Genomic DNA, 22,544 nt, shown 5'->3' with positions numbered 1-22,544 from the left:
TTAGTTTGAGAGAGGTTTTTATGGTTCAACGTATTTTAATGCTAGCCCTTGTGTTGCTGGCTTTCACCATGCCCACAGAGGCAATCACATTACAAGAATTACAGACATCGCCACAGTTCAAATTAGTTCATGTTCAGGCGATGAATCCTACGATGGAGCGCGGTGGTTTATATATCTATTTGAACACCTATTCTATTGAGGCGACTCATTATGCACCCCCACAATATTCTTTGCGTGGTACCTATTATGTCGTAATAGATACAGATTACCAATCTACGATTGAAGAGAAACAACTTACTGTGGATTATGATACAAACTATTCTCTAGCTACCTTAATCCATTCGTCTCATATGATGAATCCAAGCCCGTCTACGTTGGCTTTGATTGAGGCTAGTGAAAGTAAATCTGGCTTATCTCTAGTGGACGTAGCTGTGGCAAAATATTCATTCGATGGGGCAGCACAGCAAATGCAGTATCGAAATGATATGCGCAAGTTCCCACTCAAGCGAAATAATACCATTATGTATGGTATAGCAGAGGCTATGTTTATGGCTGCCTATCAGCAGTATTTTGATGATATTGTTGTACAGTGAGGTGGACGATGAAACGCATATATTTACTTTCACTATGGTTATTAGCCTGCCTCGTATTGCCTATGAAAGGTCAAGCCGTAGCACAGGCTGACTTATTAAACTCAGAGCGATTTGAGCACATCGATTCGAGTGCTGACTCTGGACGAGGGGATGGAAAATATTTGGACCTTTCATCTGTTAAGCCTGTATCGGCACCGAATGGTCATCGTCGTATCGAAGCGGTCATCTATGTTTCTATGCCTGCTGCTAATATGATTCAAGGACTTTCAGTACAATACGATTACCAAATGGATCGTTCTTTGCGCCATTTAATTAATGCTCATGATCAAGCTCTAAAACAAGGCAATAAGATACCGTATATCTCTATTTGGCGTACAAAACAAGGGAACTCAGGAATCACTGGAACTGTTAATGATGGCGGTACCTATTATAATGATGGACAGATTCGTCAACAACGTGTATATAAAGAAAATCTAAATGCTATGATTCTACCTGCTGATTTTGGTGATGAAAAATATAAATTGCCTAATTTGATGTATAAAAAAGCCTATGGTATTGCCTACGATGATGAGCCGTGATAGCTTATGAATAGTACTAGAATAGTTAAAGCCGTGGATAGACTTAAGTGGAGTACTAAACTTGTTTTAGGGCTCTTGTTAAAGCTTATACTTTTACTTATTTGGGGAGCCTCTATTTGGGGGATTTATACATTACTGTACGATCGATATGTATTAGAAGCATATCCATTAAGAGATTATGTGCCGGTATTGATTTTTTGCTTTGGGAATATTTGGGTTTTACCATGGGTAATTTTATGGTATGAGAAACTATATCCTGTGTTTGATAAACCGAAAATGTATTATAGAGTGAAAGCATGGTTCATTTCTTTAAAAGAACAATCTACCGTGGGTATGTGTATATATAGTTGTATAGATTTTTTAATAAAGTTATGTCTAATAACGTATGGCACTATGGCTGTTTTAGCTGGTTTTATTTTGGTTGGTGTTATATTAGTTATGCCTCTACTTATGATTCTTGGATTGATATTTCGTTAGCTCTTGAAAGCTTTTGAACACGCATATTTTATTTCTGATACGCTCTAAACCTATTTACACAATGTAAAAGCCAAGCTATTCATATTTAGAAATAGCTTGGCTTTTATTAGTGGAGCACTTGTGGTGCTTATTTGTCTTACAAAAGACAAATAGCCCTCCGTTGCCTAGTGTAACTAGATAACTGAAAGGCCATTTCTCTAAATCTTATGTTTTTCGAGATGCGCCTGACGTTACGACTCGTCTGACTATCTACTTATATTATAGGGATAAAGATATATATCGTCAAATGGAGATAAATCTTATAAATATCAATCTTATAAATAGCAATTGGAAGTAACTCCTATATACTAAATTATAAAATTATTAATAATAGGCACGACCTTGTTTGCATAGTATACTTATGCTAATAAGGTTGTGCTTATTTTGTTGTAATGTGAGAGAAAAAAAGAGGGTTTTATGTTGCGTAAAAGTATAATTATGATGGCACTAGCTACTGCTTTCACCATGAATGTAAGTGCTGTACAAATCGAAGTGCCAGCCGGACAGCCGCCTATGCCAGGTGCTGATGCGAGTATTCCTGCCAATGCGTATGAGAATTATCGGGCGGGTAGCTTGAGTAATGTGGGGGCTAGTGATGTTATAAAATTACATTCTGAATCTGATAAGCGTATGGAAATGTATAGAACTGACTGGGGACTAACACAAGATGAAGTCAATCAGATAGCAAGCGATTCTGAGAAGGTGATGGATTTGTTAGTTAATGAGTCTGCAGTTGTGTTGTTGCATGATGATCGTAATAACATCCGAGCATCTGTCCCTGGACTACTATTAGCAAGTAAATATTACCCCAAACGCAGTGATGGTGAGCGTTTATCTATTGTAAGAGAACATTCTGTGTTTTTTGCCATCGGTACGAAACAGAATTATGATGATGCATTAGGCAAACTAAAAACGGACCGAAAAGGGGAGTTTATATATCCCGGTATCACACATGGTAAATGGGCTATTGAAACAGAGTCTTTTGGCGAAAATACGCCTGCTATGGTTGCCGTAGTTGGTTTAGATAATCAGCCAAATCAAGAATATATGATAGGGCTTAGCTACAAAAATCAGCCCGTTACCGACAAGCTTGAGCGTGTTATGAGTAATTATGTAATTCCGTCGATTCACTCTTTAGATGATATGGATCAGTATAGTGAAAGTATCAACTGGGATAATCTCCTGTATCGCATTCCTAAAGGACTTAAACTAACAGCACAGAAGTCATTAAAGGACTCTGCCGAAATAAGGGACTATCGTGGATTAGGTATGCGACTTGTTGTGGCCAAGAAATCTGTAAAGGTAGATGATAAATATATTTACTCCTTTATTAACGAAATTTCGGAGGTAAAGCCAGAAAGTCAAATTATAGGTGATGCACCTATTCAGGCAGCATCTGTTTGGAATAATGGCGTGCCTAGTCTTTTAGTAGATAACTATCAACCAGGTAAAAAATCTTTAATGCATCGATTCTTACGGGATGACAAGAATATATATATTATGAGTTTAGTTTATATTGACGGAGCAGTGCCATATTCTCATATTCAGCTGCGTAATACAGTAGAATATTCTGACTTTGCAAATATTGAAACATTGAGGAATAAGGTAATCCGCATTCAAAGTCAAGAAAAAATGTAATATAGTTATGTGTATTTAGTTTGTATATTTTGATAGGGGTGAACTAATGAGTAAACTCAAATATATCAAAACTATATTAGTACTTTTGCTTAAGGCTTATCTGGTCTATCTATGGATTAACTTTGTAGAGACCTTTACTCAGCTACTCTATAATATCTATGTATTAAAAGTATATTCATTAGAGTATTTCGGCCTATTTCTATTCTTTCTCTTTGGTAATATATGTTGTATTCTGTGGCTTGTTTTATGGTGTAAGCGATTATCGCCAGCTTTTAACAAACCAAAAATATATTATAAAATTAAAGACTGGATACGATCCAAGAAACAAGAAGCACCTATCTATAAAGTCCTATTTGGCAGTTTATTGCTTTTGCTAAAACTATGTCTTGTAGTGTATATCTTAATCGCTATCTCTACTGTTTTAAGCATTCCACTGATAGATTATTAGTATTCTATCAAACGTTAAATTAACTAAAAAGCTGAGCTACTGCGTTGGTTAAGTAGCTCAGCTTTTATTAGTTTATTCGTATATTCATATAATGTAATGCTTATTGTATCGTATATTAGTTCGTTCTATAATAGACTTAGGATAGTTGGACGAGGTTGGGCCTCTCTTCGTTTTTGAAGGGAGGGATAAGTCTATGAGTGATTATGAAATAATCATGCTCCTCTTACAAGTCTTGGCTATTGTCATTGCTTTTGGAGCCTTAGTAGCCCTTATTTGCCTTACAAAAAGCAAATAGCCCTCCGTTGCCTAGTGTGACTAGATAACTGAAAGGCCATTTCCTAATCTTTTTTCAATTTCGAGATGCGCCTGACGTAACTACTCGTCTGACTATCTACTTATATTATAGGGGTAAAGATATATATCGTCAAATTAAGATAAACATTATAAGTACTAATAGCGCTAATCCCTTTATATTCTAAAATATAAACTTATAAATAATACGTAATATGCATAGTCTTATTTGCATAGTATACTTATGCTAATAAGGTTGTGCTTATTTATGTTGTAAAAGTTTAGAAAGATGAGAGGATATATGTTACATCGATTTTTAATAACTCTAGGGCTTATGCTTGCTTTCACCATCCCAGCTCAAGCAATCACGATTGAGAAGCTCACGTCTCAGCCGCAGTTTAAGCAGGTATCTCAGTTTGTATCGGATATTCCTAATATAGACGAGCGTGGCGCGTCCTATATTGACGTGAATACGGTGAAAGTAATCGGTTTTGAGCCGCCTATTTATACAATCAAGGCGACGGTATATAAAGCGTATCAGTGGAATGATGAGAAGGTGATTACCGTTAAGGACATGACTTTCACCTATGATAGTAGCAATTCAGCAGCTAGTAAGGTCTATCGGGCGCAACAGCAAGGGAAAACGGCGATTAATACTGATGCGGGTGCGAATATGGATATGAATGAAGATATGTGGTCTAATCCAGGTATTATGCGCGATGAAGAGGAAATCAGTCGCTTTGGCTTTGATGGAACGCCTCGGCCTATCAATCGTGGTGCCTTTCTGCGCAGACCCGTTGTGAAAGATTCTCTAAATAAAGAGTTTTACGATATCGCTGATGCAGTGTATTATGAAGTATATAAGGAACATTTTGATGAGGTTATTGTTAATTAAATTCTATGTTCGGAGGTTATTATGAAAGCATTTGAAACAAAAGATTATAAGGCGTTTACCATGTTTGAGGAACGTTGGGCTCTTGTTACAGCGGGTACGCTTGATGATTTTAATACGTGTACAGTTAGTTGGGGCAGTATGGGTAACATGTGGGGCATGCTTGGCAATGATATATCTACCGTGACTGTGTACATTCATCCAGCTCGCTATACTCAAGAATTCATGGCGAAATACGATACTTTTACAGTTAGCTTATTCCCTAACAGCCAGCGTAAGGCTCTTGGCTATTTAGGCTCTCATTCTGGTCGCGATGAAGATAAGGTTGCCAATTCTGGTTTAACACCAGTGGCAGTCGGTGATGGAGTGACCTTCAAAGAAGCAGATTTAACATTTGTATGTAAAAAGTTATATGAACACCAATTCGATGAAGCTCATTTGGCAGATAAAATAAAGGAATATTATGCAGCAAACCCTACTGCCTATACTCAAATTGGTCATGATCGTTGGGAACCACATTATATGTATATCGGTGAAGTACTTGAGGCTATAGAGGGCTAGTTTGTTCACGTAACAAATGAGGATGTGCATTCAATTTTCAATTCTTTGGAGTACTGTGAATGCTGTATCTGAGATAAATATATACTTATAAAGAAATAATGAGATATAAAAACAGCCAGTATTGCGATTTGCAGTACTGGCTGTTTGGTTTATACGGCTGATACTATTAGGTTGATTTTGAACGATGTTTTAATGGGCATGGCACTACTTTGTTTCTGGGAATAGAACATGCTCTTTCAGTTTAAAGCTAGGATTATTGGTAGAGTCAAAAAACTCAATCATATTCCGTAATTTTTGAACTTCCTCAGCATGTAAAAAATTTGGATAAATGATGGTATAGATAAAACTATAGGTTCCATCATAGGAGTAAAAGGTTAGGATGTGATCATCTTTATGGGGTTTATAGATGTGTATGGATAGTCCAGGAATATTATTATTCCATATAACGGCATAATTAATATAATCCGATGTTGGGTAGGAATAGTAAATATCCCAGGACGTATTTAACTCCGTTTTAAAATCGTAATGACCATTTACAACAAGTTCATGCGCATATGGGTTCTTAGGAACATTGTCAGTAGAAACAAAGAATATTATGTTCCCTTTTTTGTAGTGTCTAATATCTTGGTGGTCGGAGCCCTTACTTTGACCTTCGTATATGGCGTCTTTTGGTACGCGGTATTGTATACCATTTAAGTTTTCTATGCGTGAATATTGATTTAATTCATTTAGGTTTTGCACAGAAGGAAGCACATAATTAGCCAATAATTTATCTGTAGGAACTTTGTTCAGAACGGGGTTGTTATCATAATAGACAAACCCTGCGTGATATAAGGGATGACGCATGTTATAGCCCTTAAATTTAAAATTGATTGTGTCGATGGTAAGAGTTGTTTTTTTACCGTTTTCAAGGTGTGGCATCTTCATGCTATCCCAAGTGCTGTAGGTAACAGTAGGATATGAAAATACAGCACCCTTTATATCCGAAATGTGTTTTGCTGGCTTGCGTTTTGCCATACCTTTAAAGAAATCACGAACGTCTTTATCGGTTAGTTTATCATAAGCTATTTTTGTGTTACGCCAGTCATAGTCTTTGTAATCAGCATAGTCAATTTCTAAATTAAGACTTCCATTATCGGTAAACACTCGATAGTCCTCAATGGTTCGACTCGGATTTTTGTAACGCCCTATATTATAATCACTTTTTATGCCCGCTACGGGGAATGAAAGTCGAATTTGGTTGTATTTGTCATGAACGGAAATGACCGTATTATGGTAATGTTGACCGCGATATATGGCGGCAGCTTTAGCGTACTCCATTTCGCTTTTGTTAATACCTTCAGTTTTGTCCGTTGCTTTTAGTGTTTCCACATAGTTTGCTACATCCTTTTCAATATCAGGATTCGTAGTTTTGTAATTTATGTAGGCATCCTTTGGAATCTTCGAATCTGCACCAGGAATATTAACGTCGATGGCTCCTACTGATGATAATATGGTGCTCATCATGAAAATACCCGCTAATAGTGGTAGTTTGGTCATGGTAGTATCTCCCGTTTATACTCTCATATCTATTGATCTTGTGTAATCCATAGGCTAAGTTGTTAAGTATAATTATATAACTAAATGACTATATTTTTAAGTTGTATGTGGAATACAAAAAAGGCAGCCCTAAGAAGCTGCCCTTTTTGCATTGTTTATCAAAAGAAAGTGAGACGGTATTTACTAACTGTATTTATAATAACATAGGGTATGGGCATAAAATGCCACATAGTATTGATACAGATTCTTAGTTCTTTATTTTGGCTTTTATGTTACTTTGTATGCCGCATTTTTCTAAGGAATTTATCAAAATAAGTCATAATTTTGATGAAAAATTAGTATATATGAGTCGATAGTGATGGATAGCTTATATAGTGGGTTCTATTGTTGATAACTACTATAAATTGTATATTTTAGCAAAATTATGTGAATTTTAACCCCACAAAAAGGCCAAAATCTGATATAATAATAGTATAGAAATCGATGTATGAAAGGACTAAAAATTTTGAGTGTGAATTGATGTTTTTAGACTCACCTTTGGGCCTAAAAATATCCGTAGTTCTTATAGTTAAATCGATGCGATCGGAACGTTGTATATATGAAACGACTACGCAGATGCGTAGTTTTTATTATTTTGTGTTTGGTATAGGTAGTCCCATGAGTGTAGTGAAGCCCTTATTATGGCTATTAGAACCGTATATCGTATATAAAGCCTATTTGTGGGCTCTCCGCTTTATAGCACATCCAGTGACATGGGAAGGCGAAATAGATTTGTTCTCCTTGACCTTAACGGTGCTACTCATCCTTGATGCGGTGGTATTGCCATTGGTGATTTTGTATTGCCCTGGGTTGAACCATGGCAAGCGCGTTCCTGATTGGATTCGCCGCTTAGGCACGCCTATCTACATCGTTCACAATTGGCTTGATGGCAAGGTTGGCGGCGGTACATCTACGCCGATTGTATGGTTACGCAAAACCTTGCATTCCCTATTGTTATTTATCTATTTGCTAATCCCGCTCTACGTAGGCGGTCATCTCGTGATGGGTCTCGTAGTGGCTCTCATGTATGATGTCCTCGTGTGGGCACATGGAGGTGTGTGATGGCGACTTGCGAGTGGCCTACTACGCCTTTGTATCAGGCCTACCACGATCATGAGTGGGGGCGGCCTATTCATGATGATCGGTTGCAGTTTGAACATCTCTGTCTTGAAAGTCTCCAATGTGGCCTCAGCTGGCTTACGATTTTGAATAAACGAGACATTATCCGAGGCTGCTTTGATCATTTTGATATTGATACGGTTGCTAGTTATGGTGAAAGCGACGTAGAGCGAATCTTGCAGACCGAGGGTATGCTCAAGTCTCGCCCTAAAATCGCAGCAATTATAAACAATGCTTCCGCTTTTAAACGTATTCAATCTGAATTTGGTTCGTTCTGCAACTATATCTGGGCTTTCACAGACCATAAAACTATTATTTATGAAAGCCACCCTGATGGAAATATACCTGCGAAGAATGGCTTGTCCACACGGATTAGTAAGGATCTAAAGAAACGAGGCTTTAAGTTTGTAGGCCCTGTTACTATCTATTCCCATCTGCAAGCCAGTGGCCTTATCAACGATCACGGTAAGGACTGTCCTTGTTTTGACGAGATTAATGCAAATGCAGATATTATCCGACTACCTGCGGATGGTGAGAATTAATATAGTTCTTATTATTCTGTATCTAGCGTTATATTTCTTTACTTGTTTTCAATGCCTGTTGTAACGTATTTATATAATGATTAGTTAACAATAGTTTTTATACATGATTGATGTTACAAAATTGAACTTGTGTTAAACCACACTTTAAGGTGTACACTATAGTCGATGGAAAGATAGCGTTCCATCATATGTCGGCCCGCTTTATATACAAACACATATATTCTCTCTCTCCAAAGCGGGTCTCTCATATACTTCTCTCTCAAAGCTATAAACACAACATAAAGACCTTATCCTTTACTGGATAGGGTCTTTTTGCTATATGTTTTTATCTAGGGCCATATAACGGCATAGATTGGTTGTATACTATGCAGATTGATTTGTTTCGATATAGTTGGTATACTGATGATGAAATAAGCATTTACTTTCACAATTTAGAAAGGGATATATATGATTGGTTTGGGCACGGCCATTAACATTGGCCTCATCATAGCCGGCAGCTTGTGCGGCCTTGCATTTGGTCGGTTTATGAAAGAAAATTTGAAACAGACGCTCATGGTGGTGAGCGGCATTATCGTTCTCCTTCTTGGGATGAGCGGCGCCATGCAGTATATGCTAGTCATTGTAAACGGCACGCTGCAAACGACGGGGCCTATGCTCATGATTATTAGCATGGTGGCAGGCGCTATAATCGGCGAGCTTATCGATCTTAACCGTTGGATTACTGTTTTTGGTGACTGGGTGAAAGCAAAAACTGGCAACACTGGTGATCCGCAGTTTACGCACGCTTTTATTACAGCGTCCCTTACGTTTACCGTGGGAGCTATGGGTGTGCTAGGCTCTATTCAAGACGGCTTGACGGGTAACTATCAAACGCTATTGTTGAAAGGTATCCTCGACGGCATCATCGTTATGGTTATGGTGTCCTCTATGGGCAAGGGCGCATTGTTTTCCTTTATTCCTGTAGGGATTACTCAATGGATTATTACCGCTATGGCTCATATCGCTGCGCCGCTAATGACGCCGAGTGCTATCGATAACCTGTCCTACGTGGGATCTATTCTGATCTTCTGTGTCGGTATTGACCTCATCTGGCCTGGTAAAATCCGAATTGCCAACCTATTGCCAGCCATCTTCGTGGCTATGGGCTTAACATTCTTGCTGTAAATCATACTATAAATAGCATTATAAGAAACCTATATTCTCTAAACCTTTGATATGTACCTTGTACATGAGGTGGAGGATATAGGTCTTTTTATTTTCTGAAATTATTTTGTAATAAAATAACTTATGATATTTCTCCACTCAATCAAGTTAATGACATCCCTCAACCCAATTAAGTTGATAGATATAGATCCTTACGTTCCGAAATAGGTGACCAATAGAGTCATCATAATACTAGGATTTAATTGATGTTTTAGCGAAATCTTTTACCGAAATCATTTATAGAATAAAGTTATTCCACAATATACTCGTTTTACAGATATATATTATTGAGATATACCTGTAAAACAGGTATAATCAAAGGAGAGGTTCTATGATTATCGGCTTTAAAGATAAGGAGACAGAAAAGGTTTATCGACAAAATTTTTCTAAACGCTTTTCACCATTTGTACAACGGCTAGCTCTTCGTAAATTAATGTTATTAGATAATGCTGAATCAATACAAGATTTAAGATGGGCACCAGGTAATCGCTTAGAGTTGTTGCAAGGAACTCGATTTGGGCAATATAGTTTACGGATTAATAGTCAGTATAGGTTATGTTTTAAAGTGAAAGATAGTAATAGTTTTTATGATGTAGAAATTATAGATTATCATTAATAGAGAGGATATATATATGGATAAGTTTATTCCTACACCTACCATTAGTGAAATATTAAAAGAAGAGTTTATGGAGCCATTAGGGTTATCTGCGTATCGATTAGCTAAAGATATACATGTACCCGTTTCACGGATACAGGAGATTTTGAATGGGACACGAGCTATTTCAGCAGATACCTCTCTACGTTTAGCTAAATACTTTGGTGTTTCTGAAGGATATTTTTTGCGGTTGCAGATGGATGCGGATTTACGTATAGCAAAGCTTAGTACAGGGATGGAGGATGTACTAAACTCTATTGATCATTGTAATGCATTAGAACCTGTGGACTGTCAATGAGATATTGATAATTTTCGATATATTTGGTACACTTAATCTATAAATAAATCGTTATAACATTATGTATTACTATAAGGAGACGCTATGTTATTCGTTGAATATCCTAAATGCACAACATGCAAAAAAGCAAAGAAATTCTTAGATGATCATAATATTAAATATACAGATCGTGATATTAAATCTGAAAACCCTACAGCAGAAGAAATCGCTGCTTGGTATCCACAATCTGGTAAAGATTTGAAAGCATTCTTTAATACTTCCGGTATGATTTATCGTGAACAACAATTGAAGGATAAATTGCCAAACCTTAGTGAAGAAGAAAAACTAGCTTTATTAGCATCCAATGGTATGCTCGTAAAACGTCCTATCTTGGTTCTCGAAGACAAAGTTCTAGTGGGCTTTAAAGAAGCAGAATGGATTGAGGCGTTGAAGCTCTAATTTCATAACTTGGGTCAAAGCCCCTATCTCTAAAAGCCTCCATAGCGAGCTAAGTCATTTTTAGAGATAGGGGCTTTTCTTTTTATATGAAATTAGCGTCTTTAACTATGGCCTATTGAAGAGTTTCCAAAGCGAGCTAAGTCGTTTTTAGGGACCTATTTTTTCTAAATATAATAAAGAAATAAGAGTCTTCAACTAGAGCTTTAAAGGGAGAGGTCATTTTTATGATTTTACTCTTTTCCTATTTTGTAATGGAAATGCAGTTCTTTAATTATTTATCGAAAAAATTAATTTGTATATAATTTGTATGTTTTGTATAATATTTACATTGTAGATATACCCCTATGGGTACATAGAGGTTACATTACCTCAGGTATATAAAGTTTACATTACCTCAGGTATATAAAGTTTACATTACCTCAGGTACAAAGCGTTTTAAATTACCTTAGGTACAAAGCGTTTTAAATTACTTTAGGTAGAAAGTGTTTTCAATTACTTTAGGCACAGAGAGTTTCAAATTGCTTAAGGTATAAAAAGTTTTGAATTAGTATTGTTTTTGTGTTGTATTTCCGGAGCAAGTGAGGCCGGTTCTAGTGTATAGAGAGGTCTATATGAAGTTCTTACAGTCTTTATCCGCGCAGGTGTCGTTATTTACGCAAGGTGCTATTTTAGCATTAGGCGTTGTATTTATTCTTTTGGATGTGATTACAGAGTCATTAAATCCCGTTATAGATTTAGCATGGGTAACGGTTCTAGTTTGTGGTTTACCACTACTTATTAACAGTGTTCAAAGTATTTGGGAGCGTTTAGAGATCCATGCTAATTTCCTCATTGTAGTGGCCATGGTGGCGCTTATTTCCATTGGCGATTATCATACGGCGGCCTATGTGGGACTCATCGTACAGGCTGGTTTCTTCTTGGAACAGCTTATTACAGGTGAGTCACATTATACTTTAGATGATGATATGCTGCCTACAATGCCAGCACAACTCGTTGCTATGCGTCAGGGCATTAACAATTATTCATCTGTCATTGTTGTGGCTGTATTGCTATTATCTATGGGCTCCTTTGCATTGACACAGGATTTCAAACATACGGTAACATTGTTATTGGTACTATGCCCATGTTCTTTGGAACTTATTTTAGTGGCGCTTATGATGGGATCCCTTGTGGATGATGCATCTCCTGTATCGGAGCTTTCAAAAGGAATCAAGCAGTCTCATTTAGGTCTACTCATCGTGTCCATTGTATTCCACGTAGCGATCATCTGCGTGGGCGTACTTGGCCTTATCGCTCCTGTTACGGCCGTTGCATTGCACGGTTTGGCGCGACTTGGTCTCGTGTATAATTTGAAAGTTCTTAACAGTTCTTTGTGTATTGCATAATATAAAAAATCCCCTAGTAATGATATGTACCCATTTTCTTGGACACATATTATTTACTAGGAGATTTTTATGTTCATACAACAGCTAGTTGTAGATTATTCTTTTGCTTGGGATTTATCACCAAGTGTGAGAAGTAGGAATACGATAGCGAGGATACATGCACCAACGAGGGCCACGAAGCCGCCATCCCAACCATAAAGGTCAACCATGAGACCCATGAATGCACCAGCACCAGCGGAACCGATAAGGTAACCAAGAAGGCCTGTAAGACCAGTAGCGCCACCTGTTGCTACACGTGGTACCATGTCTGCTGCTTGAAGGCCAATCATCATAACAGGACCGTAGATGAGGAAGCCAATAGCGATAAGTGCTAAGTTATCAATAAGGATATTGCCTGCTGGGTTGAACCAGTAAACGAGGATTGCCAAGATAACGAATAGCATAAAGCAAATCGTAGCTGGAGCACGACGGCCACGGAATACGCGGTCACTCAAATAGCCGCTTACGAGCATGCCTGGAATACCAGCCCATTCGTACAAGAAGTAAGCCCAACGGGAACCTTCTTTTGTAAAGCCTTTCACAGCAGTCAAATAGGTAGGAGCCCAGCTTACTACGCCGTAACGGATGAAGTATACAAAGATATTTGCAATTGCAAGATACCATAAGTATTTGTTATGCAAAATATATTTGTAGAAGATTTCTTTGAAAGTAGTTTTGTTTTCATCACTTACTTCAGCTGCTACTGGTTCGTGCTTGTATTCTTCGATAGGTGGCAAGCCACAGGATTGAGGTGTATCTTTCAACAAGAAGAATGTAACCACAGCCAACACGATAGAAATAAGAGCAGGGAAGAAGAAAATACTATGCCATGTACCAAATAGATAGATACCTAACGTAGCAAGAGGTGCGATGATACCGCCACCAAGATTGTGGGATACGTTCCACCAGGACCACCAAGCACCGCGTTCAGAACGGGAGAACCAAGTTACCATATTTTTCGCATATGGAGGGTAACCCATGCCTTGGAACCAACCATTTAAGAAGGCGAGCACGCACATGATAGGAATACTGCTTAACACACCAGGTAAGGTGCCGAATAATAACATAACTAAAGCACTGAGCAATAGACCTACTGTGGAGAAGTATTTTGGGTTAGAGCGGTCAGACGCATTACCCATGACAAATTTACTTACACCGTACGCTACGGATAAGAGGGTCATGACAATACCAAGATCCGCTTTAGTGTAGCCGTACTCAGCAATCATGTACGGAACAGCCAAACTAAAGTTTTGGCGGATCAAATAGAATGTAGCATAACCAATAAAAGTACCTGCAAAGACTTCTTTGCGAAGACGTTTGTAGGTGGAATCGATTTGCCCCTCTGGTAATCTTTCAATATGAGGAGCTGGAGAGAAGATTGACATCATCACACATCCTTTCTACAAAATGCCATTGTAATCATACCATGTATGACTAAAAGTCGACTATATTTTATTTTTAATTATGATAAATAGTTATTTTAGTGCACCATTATGGGGCTAGCGCATAGGTTGTAGAACATCAAAATATCTTCTATTTAAAAATCCATCTGATTATTAAGATATATGAATGATTACTCATGCATTTGCGTAATATATCAATGCATGAATTATATAATGTCATTAGATCCAGTGTTTGACTATGTTTGGATCTGTATATGAATATTTGTACATATTTTGTTGTTGACACCAATATACCCATATGGGTATAACATAATTATAGGGTATACCCCCATAGGTATACAAAGAAAAATTTAAATGATAAACAACAAACTATAGAGAATAAGCAATAAGCAGATATATGTTGTTTATCCTAGGTCATATACATGGACGCATGTATATAGACCACAATAAATGTGTACAGATCATTATATAAGCTTTTACAGGAGGTACGTATGGAACGGTGGAGTAAAGTAGCAGAGTGGTTTGATTTGAATTGGGAAAAGATTACACTGGTAGTCGGTGGTATCGGTGTAGTATTTAGTTTATTAGGCATTCGTTTGGGATTACCTTTCGACTGGGCCTGGTTCACCATTTTCTTATGTGGTTTGCCTATCGTGTGGGGCGCAGCGGTCGCTATGTACGAAGAGTTTGACGTAAAGGCTGACCTTCTTGTGTCCTTGGCTCTCATCGCGGCTGTGGCCATCGGTGAAGTATTTGCGGCTGCAGAGATTGCTTTCATCATGCAATTAGGTGCCATGCTAGAAGAGTTCACAGTGTCTAAAGCACAAGCTGGTATCGAACGTCTCGTTAAATTGACACCAACCACAGCACGCATCGTTCGCAACGGTAAGGAAGAGGTGTTGCCTGCAGATATCGTAACAGTAGGCGATGTGATCCGCGTATTGCCAGGCGAGGTTATCCCCGTGGACGGCACGATTGTAACTGGTGATACAGCCATCGACCAATCCGTTATGACTGGCGAGTCCATGCCGGTCGATAAAACGATAGGCGACGAAGTATTCTCTGGTACGGTAAACCAATTTGGTGCTTTCGATATGACGGCTACCAAAGAGGGTGAAGATAGTTCTATTCAACGAATGATTAAGCTCGTTAAATCTACTGACCCAGGCAATGCAAAAATCGTTAGCCGCGCTGACCGTTGGGCTACATGGATTGTTGTGATTGCACTCTTAGCGGCGGTTGGTACCTATGTGGTGACTGGTGAAATCATCCGTGCTGTAACCATCCTCGTTGTATTCTGTCCTTGTGCTCTAGTATTGGCTACGCCGGCAGCGATTATGGCGGCTATTTCTAATGCTAGCCAACATGGCTTCCTCGTGCGCCGTGGTAATATTATGGAACGGTTGGCAAAGGTTGATACAATGACCTTTGATAAAACGGGTACATTGACTTACGGCACGCCTGAGGTGACTGCTGTTGAAACGGTAGGCTCCATGCATGCTGATGAATTGTATCGCTTGGTGGCCTCTGTAGAGACTAAATCTGAGCATCCTTTGGGCAAGGCAATTGTGAATGGTTTTACATCTCGTCATGGTGAAAGCTTCAATTCCGTCGACTCTTTCCGCATGGTGCCTGGTAAAGGTTTAGAGGCTACTGTAGAATCTAAATCTGTGTTAGCTGGTAACGAAGCGATGATGATTTTGTCTAACGTGTCTATTTCTGATGCTGTGAAAGATGCTGTTCATGAGCATTTGAACCGTGGTGCATCTATCGTATATGTTGCCGTTGATGGTGTACTAGCCGGTTATGTGGCTTTGGCCGATCGTGTTCGTCGTGAAAGCCGTGCCGTAGTAGAATCTTTGAATGATCTTCGTGTAATGCCTGTCCTATTAACCGGTGATCATGGGACAACAGCTAAAACAATTGGTAACCGATTGAATATTCCTAATGTTATCGCTGACTGCTTACCAGAAGACAAAATGGATACTGTGGCTCAACTGCAACAAGAAGGTAACATCGTTGCCATGGTAGGCGATGGTGTAAATGATGCGCCAGCCCTTAAGAAATCTGATGTAGGCATCGCTATGGGCGGTGTAGGCAGTGATATCGCTGTAGAAGCAGCAGATATTGTTCTTGTAAACGATAATGTGAAGGAAATTCCTCACTTAGTGGCCTTATCTAAACGCATGATGACTACCATTAAAATTAATCTTTCCTTCTCCTTACTTTTGAACTTTGTAGCTATCATCTTGGCTATGATTGGTACATTGCCTCCTGTATGGGGCGCCCTCGTTCATAACGGTGGCAGCCTCCTTGTCGTAGCGAACTCCGCATTACTCTTGCGCTGGGCTTATAAATCTAACCACGTCGTAGAAGATGACAATTCTGTCCTTGTAAAAGCAGCTCGCAAACGCGTCTTTGAAGGGTAATACTATATACTAAATAAAATAGCGCTATCTATTGTGAAAGAAACTCGATACGAGTATCCGGATAGATAGCGCTTTTATTTTATGTGTTATATGTAATCATACCATGATATAAGCGACTTCACTTATATTATGAAATAGATGTTTCTAGTGTCTATTAATCAATATATGTTACAGGATAGCCTTTTGCTTCGATTTCGCGGCGGTTAAGACCGTTTGGTAAGTCTGGATAGCCAATAGCAAGGCTAGCATATACTTTTTCACCTTCTTTAAGGCCTAGTTCATGCATTTTAGCTTGGATGCGTTCGTTGTCTTGAAGGTGACGGATTTGGTTTACCCAGCAGCTGCCAAGATCGAGTTCATTGCAAGCAAGCATCATATTTTGCATAGCACAAGACACATCGGCAAAGTTGTTTGCATAGCTTGCTTGGCTTGCTAGTACGATGAGCGCCGGTGCACCATAGTTAAATACAAATTTACCTTCTGCGGACATTTTAATGATATTCACCATGTAAGGTAATGTATTTTCTGTAATCGGCATTTTGCCGTATTCCTCTTGAACGAGTGTCACTAGCTCTTTGAGCACATCCTGGTTTGTAATGACCATAAAATGTGTCAATTGTGTATTACCACCAGATGGGGCACGGCGGCCAGCATCGAGGACTTGATCGATAAGTTCTCGAGATAATTGATCAGCTTTAAATTTACGCGTACTATGACGTGTTTTGATACATTCTAAGGTGTTCATATAGTCCTCCTATTATTAATTCGCTTTATATAGAATTTCTTTTATTATACTATATGACATAAATCTAGAAAGAAATCATATTAAGTAAAATGAAAAGGACGCTCATAAAATTGCTGAATTAATTGAGCATTCTATTCCAGAAGAATTGGATCATGCTAAACGTCTTGAAGAAGCGATGTCCGCATGTGGTATTGAATTCTAATATAAAAAAATTTTATTAATAGGTTCACAGTTTTATGGTGTGATTTCTGCCCATAAATTCTATAGATGCACTCATTTTCTTAATAAAAAAGAAAAAATATATTAATTAATTGACAAATTTAAAAATATCTGAACAAAGTAGGTTTTTACGTTGACTGCTTGCTGTAGAATTGTGTACAATTAATTTGTAGATTATTGTGTGCATATGGAGGTAGAATATGGCAGAAATTGGCGTACTCGAAGGTTACAAACATAAAGAAGACGTACCTGATGCAGAGTACATGAAATTAGACAACCAATTGAGCTTCCCACTTTATGTAGTGGCGAAGGAAATTGTTAATGCATATCGCAGTCACTTAGATCCGTTGAATTTGACATATACACAATACATCGTAATGATGGCATTGTGGCAATATGGTGATTTGTCCGTAAAAGAATTAGGCCAAGTATTGCGCCTTGATTCCGGTACATTAACACCACTTTTAAAGAAACTAGAAGCAAAAGCATTCTTAAAGCGTAAACGTAGTCGTCAAGATGAACGCGTCGTTATGGTAACCCTTACTGATACAGGTAAAGCATTGCGTGATGAAGCAGTTCATATACCACGTCGCTTGTCTGAAGCTGCAGGCCCGATTTTTGACGTTGAAGAAACCCGTCAAATGCGTATGTTGCTTAACAAATTGTTAGAAGCAATCGATAACGCTAATGCTAGAACAGCAGAGAAGCTTAAGCGCTAATGTAGCGTACTCTAGTAAGATCTCATATGCATACATTCTGTAATTTAATATATCTAATATTTTCATAAAATGTGATATACTATACATATAACGTATTGTACGGAGGTCATGTGAGAATATGACCTGTCGTGAGATGCCGTTAAGGCAAAAGGAGAGCATTATGAATAAAAATTTATTAGGCGCATTTGTATTAGCCGGTACATTATTAGTTGGTGGTGTTGCTAATGCAGCAAACTGGAATGGTTTAGCTAACTATCCAGAGGTTCCAAATAGTGCAAATGGTTCTGAAACATACTTCTTTGATAAAGCATCCCAATTCAGTGGTATTGATAGTAGCCGTAACTACGTATTCGGTATTAATGTAGTGAACATGCATAACAACCAATATGGTGAAGCTACATTGTTCAAATACATTGTTCACCCAAGCTTGCATACTGTATATCGTTTCTCTCCAGATGGTCAAGCGTACCAAATCACTCCTGGTTCTAATGAATACAACATGTTCTTGGCTGCTTGGAAAGAAGTATACGGCACTGATTTCTCTCTCCCAGCTTTATAATTTGATGGCGCAAGCCGTAATAATTACATAACTATTGCTGGTGAAAGCTCCTTTGAGCTTTCACCAGTGTTGTTTATGGAGGTTTCCTATGTCTAAATCTGAATTTGCTCAAGCCTACACGGAGCGAATGTTCCCTGATATTGCAGCCCCTGCAGGTTATATCGACCCTGAGTTTGAAGTATTGTTTGATAATTTCGCCTTTGATGAAGTTATTACCGAAGAGGGTCGCAATGTGCCTGCCAAGGATCGTTTCTTGGCTATCCTTGCCACGCTTGTAGGTGTATCTGCTGTCGATGAATATGCGTTGATGTTACCGGCAGCACTTAACTTTGGCTTGATTCCCGATGAAGTAATAGAGCTCCTTTATCAAGCGGTACCTTATCTTGGCATCGGTCGTGTACGCCCATTCTTTAAGGTAACAAATAAGATTTTTGACTATCGTGGGGAAACTGTTGTGGATCCGTCTCGCAGTACAATCACTAGTGAATCTCGCCTTGAAAAGGGCGTTGAAAAGCAAGTTGAAATCTTTGGTGAGTCTATCCGTAATTCTTACCAAGAAGGTCCTGAAGAGACACGCCACATCAATAAGTGGCTTGCTAATATGTTTGGCGACTACTACACTCGTAAAGGTTTAAGTGTGGCTCATCGTGAAATGATTACCTTCTGTTTCTTAGCGGCTCAAGGTGGCTGTGAACCTCAGCTGAAGGCTCACGTAGAAGGCAACTTGAACGTAGGCAACAGCAAACAATATTTGATTAACATCGCCTCCCAATGCGTGCCGTATATCGGCTACCCTCGTACATTGAATGCCCTTCGCTGCATTCAAGACGGCTACACCGCATGGGAAGCTAAACAATAAGAATTTATGTAATACATCAACGTGTTATGTAATCTATATATGATATATAGTTCATAAACATGTTAGGTAACATATAAAGGAGTTTTATGTTTGATTTAAATCCGATACAGATATTAGCTAGTATTCCTGCTATTATCATCGTTTTTTCTGTCTTTGGATATGCAGAGGCCAAAGTAGCTACCTGGTTTGGCGATCCAACACCTCGGATGGCGGGGCGCCTCACATTATCTCCTTTGGCACACCTTGATTTAATAGGTACTATCTGTATCATTCTAGTTGGATTTGGCTGGCCTAAAGGGATGGCTATTAATCCATCTTACTTTAAAGACCCACGCCGTGATATGAGCCTACTTGCTTTTGCAGGTCCTATAGCAGGCCTGATTACAGGGTTCGTATTTACTTTCATATACGTACTTTTGGGTAATTTGAATCTTATGCAGTCTCCGGGTTTACCAATGGTTATGCAATACATTATTTTGTATAGCATCGGCCTTTCCATTTTCTGCTTAATTCCATTCCCCCCATTACCTGGTTTTAATATCATTTTGCCGTGGCTACCGACAGAATGGCAAATTAAATATTACCAACTAGGGATGATTAACTTGATCTTCTTTATCATCCTTATTAATACACCGATTATTTCTATGGTAATCCGTCCATTGCAACAAACAATTTTCAAAATTTACTTTGCAATCATTGGGACGATTTTATAAATATATTTGGTGAAAGCCTCTACCGTATAGGTGATAAATCTATGGTAGAGGCTTTTTTGTGTTATAAGTATGAACAAAATTATGGTTATATTTATATTAAAAACTATCGATATAGTTCTTAATATATGATATACTGTGTATAGAAATCGTAAATTTTCGATATATTAATGTTATAGTGTATTATTAGATACTATGGATAGAGTAAATTGATCTACTATATCGATATGTAAATCAATACACTAAATCGATACATTAAATTGATACATTAAATTGATATAGTATATAGATATTCAAGTGAATAGAAGAGGAATACATATGGATTTTGAAGAAAATCAAGTGCCAGAAGCGATTCTGGACAAGCTTACAAAGGTGTGTACATGCCGTAGCATTACACGTAAAACGATTAAAGAAGCCATTTTGAATGGTGCTCATACATTTCCTGAGGTAAAAGAAGCAACTCGTGCTGGCACAGGCGCTTGCGGCGGTAAAGGCTGTGGCCCTCGCATCGTAAAGCTCTTAGCAGAAATGAAAGAGCAAGGTAAAATTTAAGGATAAGCAAAAGTTAAGTACAAGCAAAATTTAAGCGTAAGTTTGACCTTAACTTATATAAAGACTATTACTTGGAACTAATACGGTATGTATTCGTAGGTTTTGAGTAATAGTCTTTTTTACGCTCACGATGCACTACATGTATTGGCCTTGTTGGGGTTGTCTTTATTATTTGATATACTATACATAATACTTTTTAGAGATTTTGGAGGTATATATGTTTCGACGTATCGTAGCGGCTACGATGATTGGCGCATTGGCGCTTACAACGGGCTGCGGTTTACATAACCCATTTACTTCTAAGGCGGAGCCTGTAACCTATGAATCTGTGGCACAGAGCGAGCTTTCACCAGAGGAAAAGGTGGACAAATTAGTAGCTAATATGTCTGACGCGGACAAGGTAGGCCAATTGTTGATGATTGGTATCCACGGCAAGACCTTGAACGATGATGCGAAGTTTATGCTCAATGAGTACCGCGTGGGCGGCATCATCTTGTTTGACCGCAATATGGAGTCAAAGGATCAAGTGAAATCGCTCATTACAGATATTAATAAAACTGGTAAAAGCGCCGGTTTAACTCCATTGTTCATCGGCATCGACCAAGAGGGGGGCGCGGTGGCGCGCATGGAGGATCAGCTCATCAAGGTTCCTCCTGCAGAAGAATTAGGTAAAGAACCTATTGAACAAGCGGTATCCTTGGCAAAACAGTCTGGTACAGAACTAAAGGACTTGGGATTCAACATTAACTTTGCTCCCGTAGCGGACTTGGGCTTAACCTATGGCCGTTCCTTTAGCACAAATCCTGATGATGTTGTACGTTATGCCAGCGCTGTAGGTAAGGCCTATGATGAAGCTGGTTTATGGTATTCCTATAAGCATTTCCCTGGCATTGGCAAAACAGATGTAGACTTACATGCGGATACCAGTGTTGTGCCAGTGTCTAAAGAGACTTTGTTGAATGAAGATACGAAGGTATTCGTAGACCTCATTAAGCAGTCTAAACCGAATACATATGCAATTATGGTGTCCCACGCCATGTATCCTCAAATCGATGCAGAACATCCATCTAGTCTGTCTAAAGCGATTATTACTGACTGGCTTCGCAAGGATATGGGCTATAACGGCGTTGTCGTAACAGACGATATGGACATGGGCGCTCTTGCAAAACACTACACCTTCGGCGATATGGCGGTTCAATCTATCTTGGCTGGTAGCGATATCTTGCTCGTGTGCCATGAGTACGAACACATGCAAGAAGCGTACAATGGCCTTATGAAAGCCGTAAAAGACGGCCGAATCTCTAAAGAACGACTCGATGAATCTGTGAAACGGATTTTGCTTATGAAGATAACTAAAATTTCTTAGACTATTTGTTTTTGTTGCAGGAATTAATTAACCATATAACGAATATAGAAAGTGGAAGTACTATTCATTGAAATCGCATCTGAGTTGACACTCGAGGGAGAACTTTGTTATAGTTATTACACAGAGAAACTGTGCGAAGCTTACGGGCAACGTACAACGCTCGTCGACTCAAGGGTCGGCGAGCTTTTTTGTTGTACGCCGAATAGGCA

At 38.6% G+C, this 22,544-nt stretch carries 23 protein-coding genes; 20 read left to right on the top strand and 3 right to left on the bottom strand.

All coding sequences use genetic code 11. The features are described 5' to 3' along the window. Nucleotides 1-20 precede the first annotated feature (20 nt). The 6 genes from VEIS1202513_RS09340 to VEIS1202513_RS09315 all read left to right on the top strand — a co-directional run bounded on the left by VEIS1202513_RS09340 (nucleotide 21) and on the right by VEIS1202513_RS09315 (nucleotide 5,517). A complete protein-coding gene (locus tag VEIS1202513_RS09340) occupies nucleotides 21-593 on the top strand; it encodes a hypothetical protein (protein WP_213467396.1) in 573 nt (190 codons plus the stop codon). An 8-nt stretch (nucleotides 594-601) separates the two neighbouring features. Further along, on the top strand, nucleotides 602-1,171 hold the full coding sequence (locus VEIS1202513_RS09335) for a hypothetical protein (RefSeq protein WP_213467395.1): 570 nt from the start codon (nucleotides 602-604) through the stop codon (nucleotides 1,169-1,171). Between the two features lie 6 nt (nucleotides 1,172-1,177). After that, nucleotides 1,178-1,648 carry a hypothetical protein gene (locus VEIS1202513_RS09330; RefSeq protein ID WP_213467394.1) on the top strand — a complete coding sequence of 157 codons (471 nt, stop codon included), beginning with the start codon at nucleotides 1,178-1,180 and terminating at the stop codon, nucleotides 1,646-1,648. A gap of 456 nt (nucleotides 1,649-2,104) precedes the next feature. After that, nucleotides 2,105-3,325: a hypothetical protein gene (locus tag VEIS1202513_RS09325; RefSeq protein WP_213467393.1), complete on the top strand. Its 1,221-nt coding sequence runs from the start codon at nucleotides 2,105-2,107 to the stop codon at nucleotides 3,323-3,325. Between the two features lie 1,040 nt (nucleotides 3,326-4,365). Beyond that, nucleotides 4,366-4,959: a hypothetical protein gene (locus VEIS1202513_RS09320; RefSeq protein ID WP_213467392.1), complete on the top strand. Its 594-nt coding sequence runs from the start codon at nucleotides 4,366-4,368 to the stop codon at nucleotides 4,957-4,959. 21 nt (nucleotides 4,960-4,980) lie between these two features. After that, on the top strand, nucleotides 4,981-5,517 hold the full coding sequence (locus VEIS1202513_RS09315) for a flavin reductase (protein WP_119206384.1): 537 nt from the start codon (nucleotides 4,981-4,983) through the stop codon (nucleotides 5,515-5,517). Nucleotides 5,518-5,721: 204 nt separating this feature from the next. Here the strand turns inward: VEIS1202513_RS09315 and VEIS1202513_RS09310 are convergent, their stop codons facing one another. After that, nucleotides 5,722-7,056, bottom strand: a complete 1,335-nt coding sequence (locus tag VEIS1202513_RS09310) for a hypothetical protein (protein WP_213467391.1) — start codon at nucleotides 7,054-7,056, stop codon at nucleotides 5,722-5,724. 657 nt (nucleotides 7,057-7,713) lie between these two features. Between VEIS1202513_RS09310 and VEIS1202513_RS09305 the strand changes: the two genes are divergently transcribed. The 7 genes from VEIS1202513_RS09305 to VEIS1202513_RS09275 all read left to right on the top strand — a co-directional run bounded on the left by VEIS1202513_RS09305 (nucleotide 7,714) and on the right by VEIS1202513_RS09275 (nucleotide 12,735). Then, nucleotides 7,714-8,157 (top strand): hypothetical protein, encoded by a 444-nt coding sequence (locus VEIS1202513_RS09305; protein WP_213467390.1) that lies wholly within the window; start codon nucleotides 7,714-7,716, stop codon nucleotides 8,155-8,157. Further along, the gene (locus tag VEIS1202513_RS09300; protein WP_213467389.1) at nucleotides 8,157-8,756 is read left to right on the top strand and encodes a DNA-3-methyladenine glycosylase I; all 600 of its coding nucleotides are present in this window, start codon (nucleotides 8,157-8,159) and stop codon (nucleotides 8,754-8,756) included. Before VEIS1202513_RS09305 ends, VEIS1202513_RS09300 begins: the two co-directional genes overlap by 1 nt. A 447-nt stretch (nucleotides 8,757-9,203) precedes the next feature. Further along, on the top strand, nucleotides 9,204-9,920 hold the full coding sequence (locus VEIS1202513_RS09295) for a DUF554 domain-containing protein (protein WP_213467388.1): 717 nt from the start codon (nucleotides 9,204-9,206) through the stop codon (nucleotides 9,918-9,920). A 370-nt stretch (nucleotides 9,921-10,290) separates the two neighbouring features. Further along, complete coding sequence (locus VEIS1202513_RS09290) at nucleotides 10,291-10,575, top strand: type II toxin-antitoxin system RelE/ParE family toxin (RefSeq protein ID WP_213467387.1); 285 nt, start codon at nucleotides 10,291-10,293, stop codon at nucleotides 10,573-10,575. A gap of 16 nt (nucleotides 10,576-10,591) precedes the next feature. Further along, on the top strand, nucleotides 10,592-10,912 hold the full coding sequence (locus tag VEIS1202513_RS09285) for a HigA family addiction module antitoxin (protein ID WP_213467386.1): 321 nt from the start codon (nucleotides 10,592-10,594) through the stop codon (nucleotides 10,910-10,912). An 84-nt stretch (nucleotides 10,913-10,996) separates the two neighbouring features. Then, the gene (locus tag VEIS1202513_RS09280) at nucleotides 10,997-11,350 is read left to right on the top strand and encodes a Spx/MgsR family RNA polymerase-binding regulatory protein (RefSeq protein WP_005384960.1); all 354 of its coding nucleotides are present in this window, start codon (nucleotides 10,997-10,999) and stop codon (nucleotides 11,348-11,350) included. A 611-nt stretch (nucleotides 11,351-11,961) separates the two neighbouring features. After that, on the top strand, nucleotides 11,962-12,735 hold the full coding sequence (locus VEIS1202513_RS09275) for a hypothetical protein (protein WP_213467385.1): 774 nt from the start codon (nucleotides 11,962-11,964) through the stop codon (nucleotides 12,733-12,735). A 95-nt stretch (nucleotides 12,736-12,830) separates the two neighbouring features. On the opposite strand, the gene pgtP is transcribed toward VEIS1202513_RS09275, so the two are convergent. Beyond that, a complete protein-coding gene (gene pgtP, locus VEIS1202513_RS09270; protein ID WP_060923715.1) occupies nucleotides 12,831-14,159 on the bottom strand; it encodes a phosphoglycerate transporter protein PgtP in 1,329 nt (442 codons plus the stop codon). Between the two features lie 509 nt (nucleotides 14,160-14,668). On the opposite strand from pgtP, the gene VEIS1202513_RS09265 reads away from it, so the two are divergent. Continuing rightward, nucleotides 14,669-16,606, top strand: coding sequence for a heavy metal translocating P-type ATPase (locus VEIS1202513_RS09265; RefSeq protein ID WP_213467384.1), 1,938 nt, complete (start codon nucleotides 14,669-14,671; stop codon nucleotides 16,604-16,606). Nucleotides 16,607-16,760: 154 nt separating this feature from the next. Here VEIS1202513_RS09265 and VEIS1202513_RS09260 read toward each other — a convergent pair whose 3' ends face one another. Next, complete coding sequence (locus VEIS1202513_RS09260) at nucleotides 16,761-17,351, bottom strand: nitroreductase family protein (protein ID WP_213467383.1); 591 nt, start codon at nucleotides 17,349-17,351, stop codon at nucleotides 16,761-16,763. Between the two features lie 419 nt (nucleotides 17,352-17,770). Between VEIS1202513_RS09260 and VEIS1202513_RS09255 the strand changes: the two genes are divergently transcribed. From VEIS1202513_RS09255 to VEIS1202513_RS09230, 6 genes are all read left to right on the top strand, one after another. Beyond that, entirely contained in the window at nucleotides 17,771-18,289 is a 519-nt protein-coding gene (locus tag VEIS1202513_RS09255) for a MarR family winged helix-turn-helix transcriptional regulator (RefSeq protein WP_213467382.1), read from the top strand. Between the two features lie 160 nt (nucleotides 18,290-18,449). Further along, the gene (locus tag VEIS1202513_RS09250; protein ID WP_213467381.1) at nucleotides 18,450-18,848 is read left to right on the top strand and encodes a hypothetical protein; all 399 of its coding nucleotides are present in this window, start codon (nucleotides 18,450-18,452) and stop codon (nucleotides 18,846-18,848) included. Nucleotides 18,849-18,936: 88 nt separating this feature from the next. After that, nucleotides 18,937-19,707: a carboxymuconolactone decarboxylase family protein gene (locus VEIS1202513_RS09245; protein ID WP_155087044.1), complete on the top strand. Its 771-nt coding sequence runs from the start codon at nucleotides 18,937-18,939 to the stop codon at nucleotides 19,705-19,707. An 86-nt stretch (nucleotides 19,708-19,793) separates the two neighbouring features. Further along, nucleotides 19,794-20,420 carry a site-2 protease family protein gene (locus VEIS1202513_RS09240; RefSeq protein WP_024047872.1) on the top strand — a complete coding sequence of 209 codons (627 nt, stop codon included), beginning with the start codon at nucleotides 19,794-19,796 and terminating at the stop codon, nucleotides 20,418-20,420. Nucleotides 20,421-20,735: 315 nt separating this feature from the next. Continuing rightward, a complete protein-coding gene (locus VEIS1202513_RS09235; RefSeq protein WP_024047871.1) occupies nucleotides 20,736-20,969 on the top strand; it encodes a (2Fe-2S)-binding protein in 234 nt (77 codons plus the stop codon). 217 nt (nucleotides 20,970-21,186) lie between these two features. Next, nucleotides 21,187-22,335 carry a glycoside hydrolase family 3 N-terminal domain-containing protein gene (locus VEIS1202513_RS09230; protein ID WP_213467380.1) on the top strand — a complete coding sequence of 383 codons (1,149 nt, stop codon included), beginning with the start codon at nucleotides 21,187-21,189 and terminating at the stop codon, nucleotides 22,333-22,335. Nucleotides 22,336-22,544: the final 209 nt, after the last annotated feature.

Source organism: Veillonella orientalis, from assembly GCF_018406505.1.
Taxonomy (GTDB): domain Bacteria; phylum Bacillota; class Negativicutes; order Veillonellales; family Veillonellaceae; genus Veillonella; species Veillonella nakazawae.
This window is presented reverse-complemented; position numbering and strand designations above follow the sequence as displayed.

Excerpts from the sequence above, each read along its gene's own strand:
- pgtP (WP_060923715.1), bottom strand. The coding sequence starts at position 14,159 with ATGTCAATCTTCTCTCCAGCTCCTCATATTGAAAGATTACCAGAGGGG.
- VEIS1202513_RS09320 (WP_213467392.1), top strand. The coding sequence starts at position 4,366 with ATGTTACATCGATTTTTAATAACTCTAGGGCTTATGCTTGCTTTCACC.
- VEIS1202513_RS09305 (WP_213467390.1), top strand. The coding sequence starts at position 7,714 with ATGAGTGTAGTGAAGCCCTTATTATGGCTATTAGAACCGTATATCGTA.
- VEIS1202513_RS09255 (WP_213467382.1), top strand. The coding sequence starts at position 17,771 with ATGGCAGAAATTGGCGTACTCGAAGGTTACAAACATAAAGAAGACGTA.
- VEIS1202513_RS09295 (WP_213467388.1), top strand. The coding sequence starts at position 9,204 with ATGATTGGTTTGGGCACGGCCATTAACATTGGCCTCATCATAGCCGGC.
- VEIS1202513_RS09280 (WP_005384960.1), top strand. The coding sequence starts at position 10,997 with ATGTTATTCGTTGAATATCCTAAATGCACAACATGCAAAAAAGCAAAG.
- VEIS1202513_RS09325 (WP_213467393.1), top strand. The coding sequence starts at position 2,105 with ATGTTGCGTAAAAGTATAATTATGATGGCACTAGCTACTGCTTTCACC.
- VEIS1202513_RS09330 (WP_213467394.1), top strand. The coding sequence starts at position 1,178 with ATGAATAGTACTAGAATAGTTAAAGCCGTGGATAGACTTAAGTGGAGT.
- VEIS1202513_RS09315 (WP_119206384.1), top strand. The coding sequence starts at position 4,981 with ATGAAAGCATTTGAAACAAAAGATTATAAGGCGTTTACCATGTTTGAG.
- VEIS1202513_RS09230 (WP_213467380.1), top strand. The coding sequence starts at position 21,187 with ATGTTTCGACGTATCGTAGCGGCTACGATGATTGGCGCATTGGCGCTT.
- VEIS1202513_RS09240 (WP_024047872.1), top strand. The coding sequence starts at position 19,794 with ATGTTTGATTTAAATCCGATACAGATATTAGCTAGTATTCCTGCTATT.
- VEIS1202513_RS09260 (WP_213467383.1), bottom strand. The coding sequence starts at position 17,351 with ATGAACACCTTAGAATGTATCAAAACACGTCATAGTACGCGTAAATTT.
- VEIS1202513_RS09310 (WP_213467391.1), bottom strand. The coding sequence starts at position 7,056 with ATGACCAAACTACCACTATTAGCGGGTATTTTCATGATGAGCACCATA.
- VEIS1202513_RS09245 (WP_155087044.1), top strand. The coding sequence starts at position 18,937 with ATGTCTAAATCTGAATTTGCTCAAGCCTACACGGAGCGAATGTTCCCT.
- VEIS1202513_RS09265 (WP_213467384.1), top strand. The coding sequence starts at position 14,669 with ATGGAACGGTGGAGTAAAGTAGCAGAGTGGTTTGATTTGAATTGGGAA.
- VEIS1202513_RS09290 (WP_213467387.1), top strand. The coding sequence starts at position 10,291 with ATGATTATCGGCTTTAAAGATAAGGAGACAGAAAAGGTTTATCGACAA.
- VEIS1202513_RS09285 (WP_213467386.1), top strand. The coding sequence starts at position 10,592 with ATGGATAAGTTTATTCCTACACCTACCATTAGTGAAATATTAAAAGAA.
- VEIS1202513_RS09300 (WP_213467389.1), top strand. The coding sequence starts at position 8,157 with ATGGCGACTTGCGAGTGGCCTACTACGCCTTTGTATCAGGCCTACCAC.
- VEIS1202513_RS09275 (WP_213467385.1), top strand. The coding sequence starts at position 11,962 with ATGAAGTTCTTACAGTCTTTATCCGCGCAGGTGTCGTTATTTACGCAA.
- VEIS1202513_RS09250 (WP_213467381.1), top strand. The coding sequence starts at position 18,450 with ATGAATAAAAATTTATTAGGCGCATTTGTATTAGCCGGTACATTATTA.
- VEIS1202513_RS09340 (WP_213467396.1), top strand. The coding sequence starts at position 21 with ATGGTTCAACGTATTTTAATGCTAGCCCTTGTGTTGCTGGCTTTCACC.
- VEIS1202513_RS09235 (WP_024047871.1), top strand. The coding sequence starts at position 20,736 with ATGGATTTTGAAGAAAATCAAGTGCCAGAAGCGATTCTGGACAAGCTT.
- VEIS1202513_RS09335 (WP_213467395.1), top strand. The coding sequence starts at position 602 with ATGAAACGCATATATTTACTTTCACTATGGTTATTAGCCTGCCTCGTA.